17 protein-coding genes are annotated in these 18,594 nt (G+C 39.2%); 3 read left to right on the top strand and 14 right to left on the bottom strand.

The features are described from left to right. Window positions 1–13 precede the first annotated feature (13 nt). The 13 genes from ACIFPW_RS20835 to ACIFPW_RS20895 all read right to left on the bottom strand — a co-directional run bounded on the left by ACIFPW_RS20835 (window position 14) and on the right by ACIFPW_RS20895 (window position 13,107). Window positions 14–1,114, bottom strand: a complete 1,101-nt coding sequence (locus tag ACIFPW_RS20835; protein WP_430246991.1) for a toxic anion resistance protein — start codon at window positions 1,112–1,114, stop codon at window positions 14–16. Window positions 1,115–1,131: 17 nt separating this feature from the next. Continuing rightward, entirely contained in the window at window positions 1,132–2,745 is a 1,614-nt protein-coding gene (locus ACIFPW_RS20840; protein WP_430246992.1) for a YceG family protein, read from the bottom strand. Window positions 2,746–2,923: 178 nt separating this feature from the next. After that, window positions 2,924–3,736 (bottom strand): HAD family hydrolase, encoded by an 813-nt coding sequence (locus ACIFPW_RS20845; RefSeq protein WP_430246993.1) that lies wholly within the window; start codon window positions 3,734–3,736, stop codon window positions 2,924–2,926. Continuing rightward, window positions 3,733–4,851 (bottom strand): cysteine protease StiP family protein, encoded by a 1,119-nt coding sequence (locus ACIFPW_RS20850; RefSeq protein ID WP_430246994.1) that lies wholly within the window; start codon window positions 4,849–4,851, stop codon window positions 3,733–3,735. Before ACIFPW_RS20850 ends, ACIFPW_RS20845 begins: the two co-directional genes overlap by 4 nt. An 8-nt stretch (window positions 4,852–4,859) precedes the next feature. Next, window positions 4,860–6,044 carry a phosphoribosyltransferase family protein gene (locus ACIFPW_RS20855; protein ID WP_430246995.1) on the bottom strand — a complete coding sequence of 395 codons (1,185 nt, stop codon included), beginning with the start codon at window positions 6,042–6,044 and terminating at the stop codon, window positions 4,860–4,862. 84 nt (window positions 6,045–6,128) lie between these two features. After that, window positions 6,129–7,280, bottom strand: a complete 1,152-nt coding sequence (locus tag ACIFPW_RS20860) for an HpcH/HpaI aldolase/citrate lyase family protein (RefSeq protein WP_430247016.1) — start codon at window positions 7,278–7,280, stop codon at window positions 6,129–6,131. Between the two features lie 114 nt (window positions 7,281–7,394). Continuing rightward, window positions 7,395–8,120: a TerC family protein gene (locus ACIFPW_RS20865; RefSeq protein WP_306558473.1), complete on the bottom strand. Its 726-nt coding sequence runs from the start codon at window positions 8,118–8,120 to the stop codon at window positions 7,395–7,397. A gap of 88 nt (window positions 8,121–8,208) precedes the next feature. After that, a complete protein-coding gene (locus ACIFPW_RS20870) occupies window positions 8,209–8,787 on the bottom strand; it encodes a TerD family protein (protein WP_430246996.1) in 579 nt (192 codons plus the stop codon). Window positions 8,788–8,858: 71 nt separating this feature from the next. Beyond that, window positions 8,859–9,440, bottom strand: coding sequence for a TerD family protein (locus tag ACIFPW_RS20875; protein WP_194222367.1), 582 nt, complete (start codon window positions 9,438–9,440; stop codon window positions 8,859–8,861). A 30-nt stretch (window positions 9,441–9,470) separates the two neighbouring features. Beyond that, window positions 9,471–10,076 carry a TerD family protein gene (locus ACIFPW_RS20880; RefSeq protein WP_303533769.1) on the bottom strand — a complete coding sequence of 202 codons (606 nt, stop codon included), beginning with the start codon at window positions 10,074–10,076 and terminating at the stop codon, window positions 9,471–9,473. Window positions 10,077–10,335: 259 nt separating this feature from the next. Then, window positions 10,336–11,001 (bottom strand): vWA domain-containing protein, encoded by a 666-nt coding sequence (locus ACIFPW_RS20885; protein ID WP_430246997.1) that lies wholly within the window; start codon window positions 10,999–11,001, stop codon window positions 10,336–10,338. 18 nt (window positions 11,002–11,019) lie between these two features. Then, a complete protein-coding gene (locus ACIFPW_RS20890; RefSeq protein ID WP_430246998.1) occupies window positions 11,020–12,054 on the bottom strand; it encodes an ATP-grasp domain-containing protein in 1,035 nt (344 codons plus the stop codon). Between the two features lie 246 nt (window positions 12,055–12,300). After that, window positions 12,301–13,107 carry an alpha/beta fold hydrolase gene (locus ACIFPW_RS20895; RefSeq protein ID WP_430246999.1) on the bottom strand — a complete coding sequence of 269 codons (807 nt, stop codon included), beginning with the start codon at window positions 13,105–13,107 and terminating at the stop codon, window positions 12,301–12,303. Window positions 13,108–13,321: 214 nt separating this feature from the next. Here ACIFPW_RS20895 and ACIFPW_RS20900 point away from each other — a divergent pair, with 214 nt between their 5' ends. After that, a complete protein-coding gene (locus ACIFPW_RS20900) occupies window positions 13,322–13,699 on the top strand; it encodes a PH domain-containing protein (RefSeq protein ID WP_194222382.1) in 378 nt (125 codons plus the stop codon). Window positions 13,700–13,805: 106 nt separating this feature from the next. Here ACIFPW_RS20900 and ACIFPW_RS20905 read toward each other — a convergent pair whose 3' ends face one another. Next, window positions 13,806–15,008 (bottom strand): ornithine--oxo-acid transaminase, encoded by a 1,203-nt coding sequence (locus tag ACIFPW_RS20905; RefSeq protein WP_430247000.1) that lies wholly within the window; start codon window positions 15,006–15,008, stop codon window positions 13,806–13,808. A gap of 296 nt (window positions 15,009–15,304) precedes the next feature. On the opposite strand from ACIFPW_RS20905, the gene ACIFPW_RS20910 reads away from it, so the two are divergent. Both ACIFPW_RS20910 and ACIFPW_RS20915 read left to right on the top strand, forming a co-directional pair. Then, window positions 15,305–16,681, top strand: a complete 1,377-nt coding sequence (locus tag ACIFPW_RS20910) for a sigma-54 interaction domain-containing protein (RefSeq protein WP_430247017.1) — start codon at window positions 15,305–15,307, stop codon at window positions 16,679–16,681. 179 nt (window positions 16,682–16,860) lie between these two features. Next, the gene (locus tag ACIFPW_RS20915; RefSeq protein WP_430247001.1) at window positions 16,861–18,594 is read left to right on the top strand and encodes a LytS/YhcK type 5TM receptor domain-containing protein; all 1,734 of its coding nucleotides are present in this window, start codon (window positions 16,861–16,863) and stop codon (window positions 18,592–18,594) included.

An 18,594-nucleotide genomic window follows, 5' to 3' on the forward strand; every position in this document is an offset into this window, starting at 1 on the left:
GCTCTCCTTTTATTTATGAACGTTTAGCATTATTACCGATTTGCTTCATGTTATCTTGAAGTTCAAGAATTCGCTTCGTACCTTCATCTCGCAGACGTTTATTCTCGTCCTCAATGGCTCTCGTTTCTTCCATACCTTTAACGATTGTATTCCAGGATTCCTCAATCGTCTCAATCTTAACACTCGGTCTACCAGATAATTTAGCTATCTCAACGCTTTGATTCGAGATGTTCTGCGCATTGTTTTTTAACATTTCGTTTGTACGACGATCCAGCTCGTTCATTGAATCAGCAACAAGCTTCTGACGCTTCGCGGTCACAGCTTGAATGACACCGTTTTTAAAAACAGGAATGGTAATAATAAAGGCTGAATTGATCTTACCTATTAGCTTAGTGTTTCCACGCTGCAACAGTCGAATTTGTGGAGCTGTTTGAATTGCAACCATTCTCGCCATCTCAAGATCATAGATGCGCTCCTCTAGCGTCTGAATAGCATTATTCAAAGTATCAAGCTCCATTTGCGCCATTTGATCGCCACCACTAACTTTTTGTTGGATCGCAGGAACCTTATCTTGAAGTTCTTCTAACTTTATTTGACCTGCAACGACGTATTTCTCAAGTTCTACATAATAGTTCAGATTATGTTGGTACATTTCATCCAATGTCCCAGTAGAACGAGACATTTCATCTTTGTACTTGGAGATTTCAACGTGTACTTTCTCAATTTCTCCACCGAGCGTCTGATATTTACCAAAAATCTTTTCTACCATATCATTGCTTTTTTTGAAAAACTTAGAGAGAAAGCCCGTTTTCGGCTCTTCAAAATCTTTCTTATCAAAACGATCCATGATTTTCCCAAGTTGTTTCAGCATCTCACCTGAGTCCGTGACGCTAGTTGTACGCATCATAGATAAGATTTTATCTGAGAACTTCGAAATCTCTACCGCTGGTTCTTTACCAAATTCGAGTAATGCCATTTGGTCTTTTACATCAATTTCACCGGCAAGCTTTTGAACTTCTTGCTCTTCGCGAAGTTTTAAACGTACATCTTCAGCCTTCGCTTCTGTAATCTCTTCATTCTTATCGAGCGTAGTTAGGCCTGTATCATTCGTCATGGACGATCACTCCCTGATTATAATTTAATCGATTTAAATAGCTTACGAAATACAGAAGGTTCTTTAAAATCCTGCCGAAATGCCATTTCCTCTAACCAATGCGTATCAAACTGATTCGAATCAAGGTAGCGCTCAATACATTGATGACCAGGAGGATTATATAGAATGATATCAATACCGAACTCATTTAGCAGGTGTAACACTGCTGCATCTGATCGTGATAATGTACCGTTCATTTCTGTATTATATAGCACTACTTTCGGCACTTCCTGAGAATAATCAAACGTTTGCATTAAATGAACAAACTCCTCAGGGATTTTTGTAGTTTGAGAGAATAAATAAAGCTTAATATCTTCTTCCGTTTCATTACCTTCCGGAAGCAGCTTCGGATTTGCACACATTCTTGAGATAGCTTGTCCAATCGCTTTCTGCGTCTCATTTGGAAGGTGTTTATACTGCCACCAATTTCCCTGCATCATCAATTCAGGATCTAACATTCCTTCCCGATTCATCGTATGCTGGTAGTGAAATTTCTGATTCGCTCTCGTCTCCTGTGTGAAAGGAAACTGGCGAATCATCGTAGTCGATTTCGCTTCACTAATATCTTGAAGTCGGTTCCAGTATTCCTTTTTATTCTCAGATACTCCCATGATCTTAGCAAATAAAGAGGGGATATGGACCGTGCCATCCTCTACTTTAAAATTAGGTCTAATAAATGCTTTTTCCATTGCAATCAGAAATAATTCATCATAAGTCGTTTTTAGCGTAACAGACTTAGGGGAATAATTTCGTAACTGCCAAGGCTTAAAAAGTTGCGATCCTTCATGATGAAGCACCGTATCCATTTCTTTTGTTGCTCGATAAGCAACCGTAGAGCGTCTCTCTGGTTTTTCAATCGGAAATGGTTCAAGTGCGACGGTAGTAGGTAGGTTTCGTTTCTCCATCAATTCCCCATCGGGATCGAGTTCGTCAAACGAATCAACTCCTTCAGGGTGAAAATAAAGGACATCGCATCCAAGCTGAACAAGATAAAGTAAAAAGTATTGCTGACTTGTTGAAGCTTCACCGTACCATACAATACCAGGCATCTTTATTTCAAACTCCGCACCTTCTAACCATGGATCGAGATGATTCCAAGTCCATTTCATTAAATCAACAAGTACTCTGCGAAATTCCGGGTGACTAAATCCCCCATTATGCTGTTTTTCAAACAGTTCAAGAATGGAGATTAATGATTTTCGCAAATGACGATGTAAGGCAGGATTTTTGTGTGAAGGAATAAGTTTGGCGCCTTCCAAAAAGGCTACAAACCGATTCGCAGAAAGTCCGTTTTCTTTTTGGTTAATGGAATGAATCGATTGAATCGCCTGAAGTCGTTCAGGACTTATTACCTTATTCAATTCTTCACTTAATACATGAAAATAGTTAGAATTCGATAGCTCATGCAGCTGAAGAAAATATTCATTCTCATCATAATAGCTCCCCAAAAATCTCCCCACGATTTGCGTTATAAGTAATTCGTTCCCGTTCTCATAAGGAGTTCGTTCAGGAAACGGCTTGAATAATAGTTCATTTAAATTCTCATCATCAAGTGGTGTTTTCTTGATAAGAATTTGATCATAGTGACTCATGATGTTCTCCCCGCTTTCTCATTCCTTTCCGGAGGATGGTCAGTTCCGATCAAGCCTCCCTACATTCATAATTTTATTATACTTTTACAAGTAAGAAGTAACCCTATTTATTTCTAGCCATTCTTTCATCAATATAACATCTTCTATCTTTCAGAATAACATACTATTTCTTCCATACTTAACTCTTTTGTTCTACCGATTCCTTTTTTAAAGATAAGTCGCCAACAATGGAGTCTAGAATTTCTTCAGAGGCCTTCATTCCATGGGCTGTCGTTTTGGGAAGATCGGGATAACTTTCGAGAACTTCACCATGTGCAGGTACATAGCCACAATCACCTTGGTGAACAAGTTCATAATCAAGAAGGGAGTCTCCTGCTGTATACACGTAAGATAATCCAATCTCTTTCTTCAAATAGTCGACGGCTTTCCATTTGTTTACTGGATTTGGAACAAAATAAAGCTTCCTCCCCTGAAGACTAGGTTGCCATCCCTGCTCACGTGACCACTCAAATAAATGATAGAGTTCTTCGGACGATACATGATCTCGTTTAATAATTAGGTAAACAAAAAGGGAGTCTGCATGACGAATTCGCTCAACCCAGTTTCCTGTGATAAGGTTCTCCAGTTGCCGAACAAAGGCATCAAGCGACAAGCACTCTTCTAACGAAGCATTGATTCGATTCGACCAGTCACTCAATACTTTTCCGTTCTTTAAAATTCGACCGCCATTACTTGTTATGGCGTATTCGGGTTGAATCGTTGTTTGAAAGAGTGTGATACGACGGTATTGTTCAACTGTTCTTGTTGTAACAGGGATAAAATAAATCTCTTTATTTACCTTCTGTAATAACTTACTAGCATAGTTGGAAATATACGAAATTTCCTTTCCATCGAGTGTTTCAATTAATTCATAGTTTTGCTGGGTATCTTGCTCGATCATTCTACTAGAATAAATTAACGTGCGATCTAAATCACTAGCAAATGCTCTCATGATTCTTTCTCCATAGGCTTAATCAGTCCGCAGCATGAATAAGACATGTTTGCGTACTCTTCAATTGGAACACCTCGGTCTCTTGCTAGAATAAGAATATGTTCTAAGTTCATTTCCGCACCTGGATGCACAAGAATTTTCCATGGAACACGCCGTAACAATACTCTCGTTGTTTCTCCAACACCAGGTTTGATGAGGTTACTGTTTGCTATTCCATAATCCCTCTGGATGTTTTCGATGGATTCAAGTCCTTTCCACTTCGGCTTGCGATCTTCCTTTGAGATATCTTGCAATCCATCTTCAACCTCTGTAGCGATCAAAGGATACTGTGTACAAATTGTATCGACGAATAAGTTGGAGACATCTTCTGCAGCAAGCTCCGAGTAGTATTTGCCTCCATGGAAATCTCCCTCATGAATCCAATTATTATTAAGCACAGTACGACTGACAAGCCCTGATACGGTTGAATTTAAACAAGCACTTGGAATCAGAAAATCTTCACGAGTTCCAAAAAGAGAAGAACAGTCACCTGGGTCTGCTAAAACGGCTAATTCGCTTGATAGATTCTTGCCAGTACTAGCATTAAATTCTGCTACTGACTTTGTTAACTCCTTCGTAATCGCTCCTTTTCCAGTCCATCCGTCAATAAACGTAATAGAGGAATCAGGATGCTGATTTAAAATAAATTGAAGAGCATTCTCATCAATGCCTCTGTCCCTAATAATAGAAATGCTGTAATGGGGAAGTTCTCGATCGTACTTATAAGAAAGGTAACGCTTGATTAATACACCTATTGGCGTGCCTGCTCTAGCAAGCGAAACAAGTACTGTTTGAAAGCCTCTTTCCGCCACAAGCTGTTCAGCAACAATCCCTACTGCTACAGCCACTTTGTGCTTCGCCTCTTCGAGTGAAGTATAGAACAATTTCATATATTCATCTGTCGGCTTATACTCAATCGGAAGCATCTCAGAATAGTGTGTACCTTTCTGAATCGCCTGTTCTCTCTCCATCGTACTTTTTTCCATTGTGATGTCTGATAAATCTTTTAGAAGGAAAGTTACATCTTGATCAGGATAACTTCCCATTTTGGTAGTCTGTACAGTCAATTTGTTCATCCCTCTCTTCAAGAACACGTTACAATATGAATCGTTTTTATATCCCGTTCTTCTAATATTGCTATAATTTCTTTAAGGTCAGCATCTGGGACACTTTTTTCAAAAAAGAGAAAACCTTGCTCATATTCACCTTTAGGAATGTTGTAGACGTAATGCTGAATTTGTTGATCTTCTGGATTATCAAATGTGAAACCATTTGATATCGCATATCCATCAATATCTACCGGCTGTATCGGACTTCTTGTCGTGGAATGATAATACACCTCACCGTTTAAATAAGAGGCGATTTTCATTGGGATATACATAAACTCCCCAGTGCCAAGGCATAGAGTCTTCCCATCGAGCGATTCTTTCTTTAAGAGATTCGATGCTTTCTGACATGAATCCTCTATCTTCGCTTTATCCGCTCCGTTTATTCCAAACCTACCGCTATAAGTTAAATAGTCATTTCCATTACGTGAATCGAAACAAGATGATAAATCAATACGATTAATCTCAGCTACACCACTAAGATATCGACTTGATTGAAAGTCCTGAATCGGTTGCTCAAGAGGCTTTCCTTCGAAATTAATAGTTCCTTTAAGCAAAGAAAGAACGCTAATTGTAATCCCAAGTTCCATTTCTAATGCGTTATACTGTTCCATATGTTTATCAGATCGCCAGTCTAATAGAGAAAGAACAGCATAATGTTTGCGAGGATAGTTGGCGTGGAGTTCCCTGATGATATTTAGACAAGTCTTCCCAGTTGTTATTTCATCATCTACTAATACAACAGGATTAGACTTCATTAGAATAGATCGATCTGCATAACACCGTTGATCCACAGCATGAGAATGCTCTTCTTTGAAGTTAAATTCTGGATCTAAATCACTTACATTTTCTCTTGTTGTATGAATATAGTATCCTTCTTGAAAGCTATCAAATACAGCATGTCCGAGAGCTGTAGCCGTTTCAGCAAATCCAATTACTATTGGTGGTTCCTCAAGATAGAGAGGATTGTTTAGCAATCGCTCGTACGATTTCTTAACTTCTTCCAGGTGGTCGCTTAAAAACCCATCTCTTACTTCTGATAAATAATCGATGGACTCTCCTGTCACGCTCTCATAATAAGTGATTGCTAAGAGTCCTGAGGCAAGTAGCGATTTATGAGGATGAACCGGAATATGCTTGCCAAGCATTTTACTAACAAACAAAAAACCTCTTTTTTATTAATTCTAGCTGCCATTTGAAAAAATTCCTCAACCGGTATGTTCAATTTATTTTGAGTAACCTCTAAGTTAACGCTCATATCCGACAGGATCTGAAAATGGTACTGTTTCGGTAAGCATTTTGATGAAATTGTACTTGTCATGATACACCCCGTATATATTCGATTTCGTAATGATCTTCATCGCCCACTTATAATGCGGTTTAATCTCATTCATCTTATTATGTGATTCGCTTTTTAGCACGCCTACATCCCCACTTACGTGATCCAAAATGCTAAGTGCATCAAGATATTCTTCTTTCGATACAATATTTACACACTGTACGACTTTCATATGAGTAGGGTGGATGACAGTTTTACCAATTAGCCCATTCGTCAAATCAAGCAGCGTCTCGTTCAACAGTCCTGTGTTATAGTCCAGTATGGTTTCATTCGCATGGGCACTTACTTCGCTTCTGCTATTAAAATACTCCCATACAGGACCCGAGATAACAAAGGTTCTACCAAAATAATTGACGACATCAGATATAAAGTCTCTCATTATCGATATATCGTATATTGTTGATTGGGCACTGCGGCGGATTCCATAAAGTCCACATAGATCAGTCGCTCCAATACGGACGTTAAGAATAGAGGATTCGTATTCTTTTAATAGCAAAGATATGCGTTGGAATTCTGTATAGCGTGATTCCTTATAGAAAAGCTCTGGCGACTCTAAAATCGGCATGCCATATAGAAGAGCACCTGCCGTTCGTTCTACTTTTTTGAGAGTATGTAAATACTCTCCACCATTCTTAGAGGAGAATTTAGGAAACACAAAACCTGTCAAATAGTGAATAGAAGCACCTAATTTATTTGCCACTTCGTTTAACTGCTCAGCTGACCGGACACGAATGAACAGTAGGGGCAGTGTCTCCCAACACAACTGACGATCATTCATAGCTTGCGCGATAGAGGAAAGGTGTTCTACCGTCTGATCGATCGCCTCATCCACACAGTTGTCCCCAATTGCATCTTCAAGATCAAGCACAATCGTAGTCAATTCTTGGTACTTGCCTTGGATCACGATCTCAGCAATATCTTTTCGAATCGCAGGCATATACAAAGCAGCACCAACCGCATACGATAGCTGTTCACGATCTATATGTTTATTAATAGGTGTTGGTTTTTTATAGAAAATTTGCTCCTTTTGCATTTCTGATAGATATTTAAAATATTCCAGCGTCTTCACCCCCTAAGTCCTAATTATTAGGTTATATTAGCTTCTATTTTTACTAAATTGAAAGTTTCATTGTATAAAAAAGAAGGAGAGCACCCGCGTCTCCTCCTCTTTATATTATTCGTTCTCTTTTGCTGATGCTGTTTCTTCAGCGTATGGTCGATTTTTATTGTTAATGTAATGAACAACAAACGTTCCAAGGAAGGCAAGCACGATAATACCAAAGAAAGCAACGTGCGGGATTTCAATATGGAACACGCTTAAGAACATTTTCACTGAGATGATTGCAATTAATACAAACGCTGTATTTTCCATTTCAGGAACTCTTTCAATCAACTTCAGAAATACACCCGCTACTGTTCTCATAAGAAGAATACCAATCATACCTCCGAGTAACAGTACCCATACTTGTTCTGAAATAGCTAGTGCAGCTAAAATACTATCAGCAGAAAACGCAATATCCATTAATTCTACTGAAATAACAGTTGCCCAAAATAAACCAAAGGTTCGAACAAGCCAGGTATCCTTTTTCATACCCTCCGTACCTTCTTCTTCACCTTTACTTCTAAAGTGTTGAATTACAATCCACGCAAGGTATGCGGCACCAAATACTTTGATCCACCAAAATTTAATAAGATACATACCAATACCAATAAATAAGAATCGGAAGAAATATGCCCCTATTAACCCATAGGTTAGCGCTTTTCTACGTTTTTCTGGTGGAAGGTGTTTAACCATAACGGCAAGTACTAGTGCGTTATCAGCTGATAGCAGCCCTTCTAAAAGCACCAGCGTACCGATAAGTCCCCATGAAACAGGGTCAGTTAAAACTTCTCCCCACATTTCCCAATCAAAGAAAGAGGCATATGTGTTTAGAATTTCTTGTAAGATTTCCACTTGATGTTTCCTCCTAATGTCAACTAGCTAAGCCTTAAACCTCAAGGCCATAATTTTTACAAAGGGATGCAAGTCCACCTGAGAACCCGCTACCTATTGCATTGAATTTCCATTCGTTACCGTGTCGATATAGTTCACAAACGACGACGGCTGTTTCAATTGAAAAATCTTCGCCAAGGTCAAATCGCAATAGCTCTTCTCCAGAAGATTCATCCGCAAGACGAACAAATGCGTTTGATACTTGTCCAAAGTTCTGGTGGCGAGTTTCAGCATCATGTATCGTGACGGTGATTCCAATTTTATCAACATGCGCGGAAATTTTTGAGAAGTCGACGATCAGCTGTTCATCATCTCCATCACCTTCACCTGTTCGGTTATCACCTGTATGAATGACTGATTTACTTGGATGCTCTAAGTTGTTATAAAAAATAAAATCCAGATCGTCCTGACAACGATTATTTGCATCAACTAAAAATGCCGATGCATCTAGATCAAAGTCAGAGCCTCCCTGGTATTTGTTCGTGTCCCAACCAAGCCCAATAAGTCCTTTAACGAGTCCTGGATTAGTCTTTGTTAAATCAATTCTCTGTCCTTTAGATAGTTGAATTCCCAATGTGATCCCCCAATTCGCGTTTATATTGGAATGGCAAGAGGGAGGCATCCCTCTTGCCAAAAAAGAAGAGTTTATCCGACTTGTAAACCAAAGTCAGTTGCGATTCTAGCAAGTCCTCCCTGATAACCAGATCCTACTGCAGAGAATTTCCATTCGCCGTTATGACGGTAAAGTTCTCCAACAATAATCGCTGTTTCAATCGAGAAATCTTCTCCAAGATCATAACGAATGAGCTCTTCGTTTGAATCTTCATTTAGGATGCGTACAAATGCATTAGATACTTGTCCGAAATTCTGATTACGCGCTTCAGCATCATGTATCGTAATGACGAAAGAAATTTTCTCAATTTCAGCTGGAACATCATGAAGATGAACTTTTACTTGTTCGTCATCTCCTTCTCCTTCACCAGTACGGTTATCGCCTGTATGAACAACCGAACCGCCGCCACCTTCTGTTTGATTATAGAAAACAAAATCTTTATCAGAAGAACACTTACCAGTGCTGTCTAATAGGAAGATACTTGCGTCAAGGTCAAAGTCATTTCCGCCATCGTATTTATTTGTGTCCCATCCAAGTCCTACAATAACCTTTGATAGACCTGGATTTGTTTTTGTTAAATCTACTTTTTGTCCTTTAGATAATGATACAGCCATGCTCGTCAACCCCTTTAGAATTTTAGTAGTTTAATATTTTTTTGCAATGTCGCTTAAGCCAGCATCGTTCGTTCCATTACCAATCGCGGCAAATTTCCATTCACTGCCGTGGCGATAGATTTCTGCTACAAAGAGACTTGTCTTACCAGAATAGTTATCTGTGAGATTAAATTTAATCATTTCTTCTTGATTCGATTGGTTTACTACGCGAATAAACGCATTTTGAATCATACCAAAATCCTGTTTGCGTTTCACAGCATCATAGATGTTTACTACAAAAACAAGTTTTGTGATACGCTGTGGCACCTTACCGAGATCAACCATAATTTGCTCGTCATCACCGTCTCCAGCACCAGTCAGGTTGTCACCAGTATGATTGATACTTCCGCATGCGCTTTTTAAGTTACCGAAGTAAATTAAATCTTTTTTAGAAGTTAATTTGTCGTCCTCAAGCATAAGGAGAGAAGCATCACAGTCAACGTTAGCGCCACCGCTTCCGCCTCCAAAAAGACCACCTAAAAGACCACTTTTCTTTTGCTCAACTGGATCCCAACCAAGGCCAACCATAATTTTCGATAAACCGGCATTTCCTTTTGTTAAGTCAATTCGTTGACCTTTCTGCAAAGAAATTGTCAAATCGTTTCACTCCTGTTAGTAGATTTAAGTTAAATATGAGATGGTGTGTGTTAAGTTTAATAGTTAACTGCCTATTCTGTAATACGTGCCTAGATTCAGAAAGTTTCATGTTTCAACAAAAAAATTGTTTTTAACAAGAAAAATTGATTCTTTCTATTTAAAACTAACATATTTTCAGCTAAAATGAATCCTTTAACCATTGAGCAACGATGATAACATGAAAAATTTGTCGATTCTGTTAACGTAGGGAACTAACTACTTACTGAATAACTCTTTTATCCTTAGCTTCCTCCAGCCAATCAGGAAATTCATTTAGAAGATTATTGTACAACACTTCATCACTTGTCCGGTCAATATCTTCTATATGGAAGAAGTTGGCGTTATCAATGTAGCGTCCCGTCATCGTGTCCAACTTCTCTAATACATCGAAGTTAGAATCTCCTATACCAATAAACTGCCAAAAAAGAGGTTGGTCTGAAGATTCGACTATCGCTTTCTTAATTCCACGTTTACAGCCTCCATCATTAATAAACACAATGAACACCGGCTCTTTCGATGGATCTTCTTCTACGTATTTACTAATGACATCTTCCATAACGAGAGGTTCATCATTTCGACCAAATTTATGAACGAGATCGTTCGAAAGAATTTGACGATCCACGTAACCTTCGAAATCAAATTCTGTTACAGGCTTTAATCGACTAAACTCATTATCGTATACCCATACATCTAGTGAACCATCATCATCGAATTGACTTGCGACTGCAAGAACTCGCTCGACGACTTTTTGAACGACGCCTTCTTTGTATAGTTTCCGCATTGAACCACTAATATCAAGGACAAGACCTACTCTAGCTACAACTTGATCTAAATTCTTTTTCTTCAAAATAATACCAGCGTTTTTCTTCATTAATATAATACTCATCAGAGTGCCTCCTTTAAATTAAGAAAGAATAACTTCTTTTTCTATATGGCTAGCGCGAATACCCATTTCTGGATTTAAATTAAGGAACGGATTACCACCATTTTGCAACAGTTTAATCGCTTCGTACGGGATGTTTACGCCCGATAAGCAGCTAATATTCAACCCCCCAGCCATCCTTGGGTTAATTTCAAGAAGCTTTGGAATTCCATTGCTGAACTTAACTTGAATATTTGAGATGTAATCAATGTTATATTCCTTATGAATAGCTCGTGCAATCTCTAGTAGCTCTTCATTGTTCTCAAGTTCTCTTACTCTTCCCCCAACTTTCTTACGAGGGATAGCAAGATGCAGCTCTCCATCATACGCAAGACAGTCGATGCTATACTCATAACCATCTAAGTACTCTAAGACCATTAAGTCTGGGAACGAATCTTTTTGACTTAAAATAGAGCAAGCATGCTCAATTGAAATTCTTCTAGATACCCCACCCGTAAGAAGTTCTTCAATCGTTTCCTGCCCTTCACTAATAACCCGAAAGCCATTGGCGCCTTCACCTATCACAGGTTTAAAACAGACAGTATGACCTTTTTTACGAAGATGATGATAAGCTTTTTTGAATTCTTCTACATTGGTAACAACTGCGTAATCTGGAATAGGAACGAGCGATGTCTTTTTCTCTGCTTCCTTTGTAAGAATGGATTGGTACATAGCCGCTTTATTATCCATAAGAGCCATTAATTCTGCGTCACATACGAGAACTTTTACACCGATGCTGTGGAATTTCGAAAGGTTTTTCGAGATGAGGACATTTTCTTTACGAGGTATGAACAAATCGATGTTCTTTTCAGCACAAACTTGTAGACAATACGCAACGTACGCATCGCCACTAATATCAGGTTCAACAAAAGAATGATCGCAATACTGTAAATACAAAGCATCTTCGTTCGGGTGTGAACCATACACTTCAAATTCTGCTCCATCTTCGTTTTGTCGAATTAACTCTATGTAATGTGCCACAGTAGTAAACCATCTATTAAACCAAATCTTTGTCATGTTTGACTCCTTCTTTGCTGTGAAAGTTGTTTCTTAACTCAGCTACTACAGTTAGCTTAACATGAATACTTATCTCGAGATTTCACTCTCCCCGTTTATCATTTCATTCCAAATTTAAACATTCGACAGGTTTCGAAATTCTCCTCTATACGGCAAAAAATAAAGTGCGAACCTTTATTAGGTCCACACTCTATTCTTAATTAAACGTTTATTTAATTTCTAAGCTTGATCTGGCGGTGACAGGCACTAATTCAGACTTCCAATAAATTCATCAACTACTCGATTAAACTTATCAGCTTCTTCTATAAACGGACAGTGACAGCTTTCTTCAAACAATTCAAGTTTCGAGTTAGGGATCGCTCGATTTAAGTGCTCCCCTGCTGCTACTGGGATGAGCTTTTCTTCTTTTCCAAAACACAATAGCGTTGGTTTCGTTATTTGGTTTAAATAAGGGCGGCAGTCAATGATGGATTGATCGAAAAGAATCGCGCTTGCAATGGAAGCAAGCATTTTGGTTGTCTCTGCTAACATCCACTCGAGCTCAGATTCAGACAAATCTTTTTTAAACATCAGTGGAATGAATCCTTGAAGCAATCCTTTTTGATCCGATTGAATCTCTCTCATCATTCCGGTGAGTGCCGGTAGATCAAATGCACCTATTTCAAAATCTGGCCACTTAAAATCCGATGCTAGCTCATCAACAATAACTGTCCCCTTCACGTTATCCTCACCGAACTGCTGCAAGTATTCCCATATTACAAATGCCCCCATTGACCATCCAACTAGCATTACGTCCTTAAGATGAAGCTGGTCAATAAATTTCTTCAGATCACGAGCATAGTTTGCCACTGTGTGCCCTGTTTGAACGTGTGAGGATTGGCCATGACCTCTTAAATCTAGAGAAATCGCACGATACTTTTGTCTAAAGTACGGAAGCTGCTTTTTGAAAAAGCGGCTACTCATCCAAACGCCATGAATGAAAATCACAGGCTGCCCCATACCAACATCTTCATAATAAAGCTCTACATCATCTTTAATATTCAAAAATGGCATTGTTACCCCTCCTATAAATAAGAAATAATTGCCGTTAATCCTCATCGTATAGCTAACTCGAGTTTATCACGAGCATCATACGATACGTATGCAAGAACCTCTTCTTTTATCCATATATTGCTCGACAGCATTCGAGCCCGTTCGGGTGGTGACAGGCACTACCTATGCTAGAATATGAGGGAGAACATAATACAAATGTGAAGGAGGAGTTACAATGGGTATTTTAAGCGGATTTATGGGGAATGCTTCAACGATGAAGAAAGAAGATGTGCAAAAAGAGCTATCTACCATTCTTTCAGAAACAGAAGAGGTGAATGCTGCATTTAAGCTTGTGAGGGATTTAATCGTCTTTACAGATAAACGCCTTTTGTTTGTGGACAAGCAAGGCATGACAGGTAAGAAAGTGGAATATCATTCTGTTCTATACAAGAGCATTTCGCACTTCAGCATTGAAACAGCAGGACACTTTGATCTTGATGCAGAGCTCAAAATCTGGATTTCCAGTTCACAAGCTCCTACCTTCTCGAAGCAGTTTAAGAAGGATGATAGCATCTACACAATTCAAAAGATCCTTACTGAACTTTGTGGATAATGTATTACAATTCTAAAAAAAATTCAAAGAAGCTAGCGAACCTTAGGTCACTAGCTTCTTTGTTCAGTTTTCAATATTCATAAATTTATAAAGTAAGGTTGCTTTATTACTTGGACAACACATTTACGATTTTAGCTATGGCCCAATCAAGATCTTCTCTTGAAATGATAAGCGGTGGCGCAAATCGGATCACCGTATCATGCGTTTCCTTACATAAAAGCCCTTCTTCTTTTAACTTTTCGCAGTAAGATCTTGCTGGCTTTGTTAATTCAACTCCGATAAATAATCCTTTACCGCGTACTTCTTTAATTAGAGGGTTATTGATATCCTTTAATTTTTCTTGAAAATAGTTTCCAAGCTCGAGTGACCGCTGAGCTAACTGTTCGTCTTCTAAAACTTCAAGAGCAGCAACGGAAACGGCACAGCCAAGCGGATTCCCACCAAATGTGGATCCGTGTGAGCCAGGATTAAAGACACCAAGAATCTCTTCATTAGCAGCAATACATGAGATTGGGAAGACGCCTCCGCCTAGCGCTTTTCCAAGAATGTAAATATCCGGCTCAACATTTTCCCAATCGCACGCAAATGTTTTACCCGAGCGCCCAAGACCAGCTTGAATTTCATCTGCAACGTAAAGCACATTATTTTCTTTACAAACATCATAAGCTTCCTTTAAAAAGCCTTCTGGAGGAATGACAATCCCTGCTTCTCCTTGAATCGGTTCAAATAGGAAAGCAGCTGTATTTGGTGTAATGGCATTTCGTAGCGCATCAATATCACCGTATGGAATCAATTTAATTCCCGGTAACATTGGACCAAATCCTCTCTGGTATTCAGCCTCAGAAGAGAGAGATACAGCCGTCATTGTACGTCCATGGAAATTTCCGACGCATGCAATAATTTCAGCCTGATTTTCTGTAACGCCTTTCACATCATAAGCCCAGCGTCGCACCGTTTTAATAGCGGTTTCCACTGCTTCTGCCCCAGTGTTCATTGGAAGAACTTTTGCTTTATTTGTTAGCTTTGCGACCTTCTCATAAAACGGAGCCAATTGGTCGTTATGAAAAGCTCGGGATGTTAATGTAATGCGATCTGCCTGATCCTTCAAGGCTTGAATAATTTTCGGATGACGGTGTCCTTGATTAACTGCTGAATAAGCACTCAACATATCCATATATCGGTTACCTTCAGGGTCTTTCACCCACACCCCTTCTGCATCCGTAATCACAATTGGAAGCGGGTTATAGTTATTCGCTCCATATTGAGTTGTTTTTTCAATCACATTCTCAGTCGTTGATTGTGTCTTCATGTTCTTCCTCCTTTAAAAGTTCGCCTCACCTAGAGAATCAAAAAATCTTCGCTCTCCCTCTCGTTAGTAACAAGCAAGTTTTATGCCAACTTTTTAAAACGATTAAATCTTAGGGAGGACGGTGATTATTCAATTTCGCCACGCAAAACACCTTTGCATATAATTGATTTATTTTGCATGTGTGTGCAAAATAACATTGCAATCCATGTACTTTCATACATACAATAGCGGTAGCAACAAAGGAGGTACGTAACTTGGATAATGAAACGGAGAACGATTGGAAAGCACTTAAAACGATGAATCATGTATACAAAAAAATCATCGATGAAATCGACGTCGGCGTTCATGTGATTGATGAAAAAGGGAAAACGATCATTTATAATCCTAAAATGATGCAAATTGAAGCCATGGATAGCCAGGATGTTGTTGATAAGCATTTATTAGATGTCTTTATGTTCTCAGCGAATGAGAGCAGCACGCTTGTTAAGGCACTTCAAAAAGGCATCGAAACTTCGAATGTGAAGCAAACGTATTTCAATAATAAAGGGAAAGAAATCACAACAATTAACAACTCATTTCCCATTTTAGAAAATGGAACTATTAAAGGCGCTGTCGAGATTTCTAACGACGTAACAAAGCTTGAACGGTTAATTCGTGACAATATGAATCGAAAAGGAAACACTCGATTCACATTCGATAGCATTATTGGAGATAGTCTTGCCATTCAAGAAGTGATTGAGAATACAAAACGAAGCACACGAACATCGTCGTCTGTTTTGATCGTTGGGGAAACCGGAACAGGAAAAGAATTATTTGCTCAAAGCATCCACAATGGTAGCCACCGTTCTTCCGCTCCGTTTATTTCGCAAAACTGTGCTGCCTTACCTGATAATTTGATTGAAAGCCTTCTGTTCGGTACGAAGCGAGGCGCATTTACAGGAGCAACTGAGCGACCAGGCTTATTTGAACAAGCAGAAGGCGGGACGTTATTACTTGATGAAATTAATTCTTTAAGTATGAATTTACAAGCGAAACTATTGAGAGTCCTACAGGAAAAAACAATTCGGCGCATTGGTGACACAGAAGATAAGGCCATTGACGTTAGAATCATCGCTACAATGAACGAAGATCCCATTGAAGCCATTGCGAAGGAACGAATGCGTAAAGACTTGTATTACCGACTTGGGGTTGTGACTCTTTTTATCCCTCCACTTAGAGAAAGGAAAGAGGACATCTCTTTATTAGTGGATTCGTTTATCTCAAAATACAACGATCTCTTTCAAATGGATGTTAAAGGAGTAGATACGGAAGTCTCTGAATCATTTCAAGCTTACGACTGGCCAGGGAATGTACGAGAATTAGAACATATTATTGAAGGGGCAATGAATTTAATGATGAGCGAAGACATCATACACTATTCTCATTTGCTCATTCAGTATCGAAATAAATCGCCATTACAAAAAGAAAGGCATTTGATTGAGGCTAATCAACTTACCATACATCATTCCAATCAAATTATCCCATTGAAAGAACAAATGGAGAAAGCTGAAAAAGTTTATATCCAAAAGGTGCTTCAAGAAAACAAAAACAATATATCAAAAACCGCAAAAGTGTTAGGTCTAAGTAGACAAAGCTTGCAGTACCGGTTAAGGAAATTTGATATTCAAACGTAAAAATAAGAGGCTAGATGAAATCGTAGCTTATGTGTGAGTGATTCGCCTTCTCTCTTCCATCCATTTTATCTCTTCATTAAAACACGTATAATAAGAAGTAACCGCTTTATCATTCGACAGAATTTGACTTAAACCGGGTGGTGACAGGCACCAGAAAGACCAGAAAGGAGCTTTCCCTCATGTTCGAACTCTTGCTTACGATGCTAGAGCGACTTGGCATTATCGTCACAATTGCGTTTGTGCTAACCCGCTTTCGCTTCTTCCGAGATATGATATACAGCGATCAGCTTGCTCGTAAGCAGCAGTATGTTGCGATTGGCTTCTTTGGTTTCTTTGGGATCATCGGAACATATACAGGATTAACATTTAGTACAGATTCACTCCAATTTAATTCATGGCCACTTGAAGTTTCTTCTGACGAAGCCATCGCGAATTCAAGAGTAATCGGAGTCGTTCTTGCTGGACTTCTTGGTGGAAAGAGGGTTGGATTTGGTGCAGGGCTAATTGCAGGGATTCATCGCTATATGCTTGGTGGATTTACAGCAGTAGCTTGTGGACTTGCCTCCATTATTGCTGGACTTATCGCTGGCTCTCTACACAAACGAAACCGTCATGTAAAACTTCGATCAGCCTTTATGATCGGTGCAGGTGCAGAAGCCGTTCAAATGCTCATTATCTTGCTTCTTTCAAAACCGTTTCAAAATGCCATGGCTCTTGTAGAAGTGATCGGAATTCCAATGATTCTCGCAAACGGAATTGGCTGTGCTCTCTTCCTCCTTATCATAAAAAATGTTGTAAACGAGGAAGAAAAAGCTGGTGCGCTTCAGGCACAGAAAACCCTTCGTATCGCGGATCAAACACTTGGTTATCTCAGACAAGGGCTTTCTGAAGCTTCAGCTCATGAGGTCTGTCAGATTCTTCATCGAGAAATTGAAGGTAGCGCAGTAGCGATAACGGATCGTACACACATTTTAAGTCACGTTGGCCTTGCGAACGACCATCATCAATCAGGACACGAGATTCAAACGACCATTACAAAAGACGTGATTCATAAAGGTGAAATTGTTATAGCAAACGATCAAACCATTCACTGTGCTGAGAAAAATTGTCCGCTCGGAGCAGCCATTATTGCTCCCCTTAAACAGCGAGGTAAAACAATCGGCACGCTAAAATTCTATTTCCGATCGGAAAAAGAGATCACCCATATTATTACTGAGCTCGTTCTCGGTCTCAGCAATCTTCTTAGTAATCAGTTAGAAATAGCTGAAGCGGATAAAGCCTATCAGCTCGCAAAAGAAGCCGAAATCAAAGCATTACAAGCACAAATCAGTCCGCACTTTCTTTTTAATTCACTGAATACAATTATTTCGTTAATTCGTATTGAACCTGATAAAGCACGTAAATTACTCGTTTCCCTTTCACACTTTTTAAGACAAAATTTATCTGGTACTACAGCGAACATGACCTCGCTTAACCAGGAGTTAAAACACGTGAAAGCCTACCTTGAAGTGGAAGAAGCACGATTTGTAGACAGACTAACCGTTAAATATACAATCGATGAAAGTGTATTATCCGTCCAATTACCTCCACTCACGTTACAGCCGATTGTTGAGAATGCTATTAAACATGGTATCAAAAATAAGGAAAACGATTGTCTTGTTGAAATTACAATTGCTCAAAATCCAAACGGGGTTACTGTTTGCGTAACTGATAACGGTGAAGGGATTTCCCCTGATCGTTTACCAGAGCTTGGTAGAGTACACGTGTCGTCAGAAATTGGTACAGGGCTTGGCCTCTATAACGTTAATCGTCGCCTAACAATGCTATTTGGAAGCGAAGCAAGCCTTGCCATTCATAGCGAGCCTTGCAACGGTACAACCATTTGCTTTTTGATTCCACTAATGGAGGACTAA

This window comes from Pseudalkalibacillus sp. NRS-1564 (assembly GCF_050467905.1).
Classification (GTDB): Bacteria; Bacillota; Bacilli; order Bacillales; family Guptibacillaceae; genus Guptibacillus; species Guptibacillus hwajinpoensis_B.